This is a genomic window from Burkholderia seminalis DSM 23518, from assembly GCF_902832885.1.
Lineage (GTDB): Bacteria > Pseudomonadota > Gammaproteobacteria > Burkholderiales > Burkholderiaceae > Burkholderia > Burkholderia seminalis.
On record NZ_CADFDK010000042.1, the window covers coordinates 1 to 744 of the forward strand.

The 744-nt window shown below is 65.9% G+C and carries 1 protein-coding gene; it reads left to right on the plus strand.

Annotation, left to right across the window (positions count from 1 at the left end; genetic code table 11):
* Window positions 1-744: 3-hydroxybutyrate dehydrogenase (locus tag HWX00_RS36540; RefSeq protein ID WP_226104091.1), on the plus strand; the 744-nt coding region annotated here is incomplete at both ends.

Here is a 744-nt window from a genome sequence, read left to right on the forward strand (position 1 = left end):
CTGAATGGCAAGACCGCAGTCGTCACGGGCGCCGCGAGCGGCATCGGCAAGGAAATCGCCCTCGAGCTCGCCAAGGCGGGCGCGGCCGTCGCGATCGCCGACCTGAACCAGGACGGCGCGAACGCGGTCGCCGACGAGATCAACAAGGCGGGCGGCAAGGCGATCGGCGTCGCGATGGACGTGACGAACGAGGACGCCGTGAACAGCGGCATCGACAAGGTTGCCGAGGCATTCGGCTCGGTCGACATCCTCGTGTCGAACGCCGGCATCCAGATCGTCAACCCGATCGAGAACTATTCGTTCTCCGACTGGAAGAAGATGCAGGCGATCCACGTCGACGGCGCGTTCCTGACGACGAAGGCCGCGCTCAAGCACATGTACAAGGACGATCGCGGCGGCGTCGTGATCTACATGGGTTCGGTGCACTCGCACGAAGCGTCGCCGCTGAAGTCGGCGTACGTGACGGCCAAGCATGGCCTGCTGGGCCTCGCCCGCGTGCTGGCGAAGGAAGGCGCGAAGCACAACGTGCGCTCGCACGTCGTGTGTCCGGGCTTCGTGCGCACGCCGCTGGTCGACAAGCAGATTCCGGAGCAGGCGAAGGAGCTCGGCATCAGCGAAGAGGAAGTGGTGAAGAAGGTGATGCTCGGCAACACGGTCGACGGCGTGTTCACGACGGTGCAGGACGTCGCGCAGACGGTGCTGTTCCTGTCGGCGTTCCCGAGCGCCGCGCTCACGGGCCAGTCG